Annotated in this window: 1 pseudogene; it reads left to right on the top strand. The window is 59.4% G+C overall.

The window, feature by feature from the left end:
• The first annotated feature begins 68 nt into the window (after positions 1-68).
• Positions 69-1236, top strand: a pseudogene (locus tag ACUYV6_RS13145) (IS3 family transposase).
• Positions 1237-1267: the final 31 nt, after the last annotated feature.

Raw genomic sequence — 1267 nt, 5'->3', positions numbered from 1 at the left:
GGGGCTGCTGCACGTTTAGGTGACATTCGACATGGCTAGCTTTGGGCTGGCCTGGAAGGATGATCATCATGCCCGCAAAATATCCCGAGGAGTTCCGAGACGACGTCGTACGCGTCGCGTTGAACCGTGAACCCGCGGTCACGCTCGCGCAAATCGCGAAGGACTTCGGCGTCCATGTCGGCACCCTCGATAAGTGGTTACGGCAAGCCCGCATCGAAGACGGTGAAAAGCCCGGTATGACTCGTTCAGACAATGACGAACTACGAGAACTGCGCCGCCGGAATAGGTTGCTCGAGCAAGAAGTCGAGGTGCTCCGTCGTGCCGCCGCGTATCTGTCGCAGGCGCATTTACCGGGAAAAGGCTCTACCCGCTCGTGAGAGAGCTCGCCGCTGACGGGATTCCTGTTGCGGTGTCGTGCCGGGTTTTGAAGCTCTCACGTCAGCCCTATTATCGGTGGCGGAAATCACCAGTGCCAGCGCATGAACTCGTGCAGGCGTATCGCGCGAACGCGCTCCATGATGCGCATCTAGAAGACCCCGAGTTCGGGCATCGGTTCCTTGCCGACGAAGCAAAACAAGCGGGTGAGGCGATGTGCGACCGGACTGCGTGGCGGATCTGCCGTGACAACGGCTGGTGGTCTGTGTTTGGGAAGAGAAAGCACGAGGCAAAGGAACCAGGCCCGGGCCTGCTGTGCATGACGACCTTGTGCAGCGGGAGTTCGCTGCGACAGCCCCGAACGAGTTATGGCTCGGCGATATCTCGGAGCACTGGACGCGCGAAGGCAAGCTCTATATTTGCGCGGTGAAAGACGTGTTCTCGAACCGAATCGTTGGCTACGCGATCGACTCGCGAATGAAGTCATCGCTCGCAGTCAGAGCACTGAACAATGCAGTGATGCGGCGAGGGAACGTGGCCGGTTGCGTCCTGCACACGGACAGAGGATCGCAATTTCGAAGTCGGAAGTTCCGGCGCGCGCTTGACCAACACGGCTTGGTCGGGTCGATGGGCAGAGTTGGTGCTGCTGGCGATAATGCAGCGATGGAATCGTTTTTTAGTTTGCTGCAGAACAACGTCCTTAACCGGCGCAGCTGGGCCACAAGAGAAGAGTTGCGGCTCGCGATCGTGACCTGGATCGAACGTACCTATCACCGGCGTCGTCGACAGGCCAAGTTGGGGCGTTTGGCGCCGGTCGAGTACGAGGCCATTATGTACGAGCAGGTCGCACTCGCTGCCTGAGACAGTTGTCACCTACTCGTGCAGCAGCCCC

The organism is Leucobacter sp. GX24907 (genome assembly GCF_053567335.1).
The sequence above is the reverse complement of the archived record's forward strand: the minus strand, read 5'-3'. Positions and strand labels throughout refer to the sequence as shown.